Genomic DNA, 832 nt, shown 5'->3' with positions numbered 1-832 from the left:
CGGCCAGCTCGAAGTCGCGGGCGACCGCCGCCGGGTCGGTGTCGTCCGCGCGGGGCACCGCGGCGAGGCTGTGCCGCCACAGGGCCAGCCGCTGGGCGGCGTCCGGGAACGGGAAGTCGACCACCAGATCCAGCCGCCGGGTGAACGCCTCGTCGATGTTGGCCCGCAGGTTGGTGGTCAGCAGGGCGATGCCGTCGAAGGACTCCAGACGCTGGAGCAGATAGGCGCTCTCCATGTTGGCGTACTTGTCGTGGGAGTCCTTGACCTCCGAGCGTTTGCCGAACACGGCGTCCGCCTCGTCGAAGAGCAGCACGGCGTCCGTGCGGTCGGCCTCCGTGAAGATCCGTTCGAGGTTCTTCTCGGTCTCGCCCACATACTTGTCGACGATCGAGGAGAGCTGCACGACATAGAGGTCCAGGCCCAGTTCGGCGGCCACGACCTCCGCCGACAGCGTCTTGCCGGTGCCCGACTCGCCCGCGAAGAGCCCCAGCACCCCATGGCCCCGCCCGCCCCCGGCGCTCAGCCGCCAGTCGCCGAGCACCCGGTCGCGATGCCGGGCGCGCAGCGCGAGTTCCCGCAGCTGGGCGAGGGGTTTGTCCGGCAGGACGAGGTCGTCCCAGCCGACGTCCGGGCGGATCCGGCGGGCGTGTCGCTCCAGACCGGAGGCGGACTGCAGCCGCGCGGCCAGCCGCAGATGGGCCGCGGTCACCGGTGTGCCGTCGAACGCCGCGAGGTCCACGGCCGCGCGGGCCGCCCGCTCGATCCGGTCACCGCCGAGCCGGTACGGGGCGACGGTGGCCGCCAGGTCGAACCCCGGCCCGTCCGCCCCGGC

The 832-nt window shown here is 73.1% G+C and carries 1 protein-coding gene; it reads right to left on the bottom strand.

What is annotated here, in order from left to right:
* On the bottom strand, positions 1 to 832 hold an 832-nt coding region (locus tag AWZ10_RS43515), incomplete at both ends, for an ATP-binding protein (protein WP_159058580.1).

It is taken from the genome of Streptomyces europaeiscabiei (assembly GCF_001550375.1).
Taxonomy (GTDB): domain Bacteria; phylum Actinomycetota; class Actinomycetes; order Streptomycetales; family Streptomycetaceae; genus Streptomyces; species Streptomyces europaeiscabiei.
The sequence above is the reverse complement of the archived record's forward strand: the minus strand, read 5'-3'. Positions and strand labels throughout refer to the sequence as shown.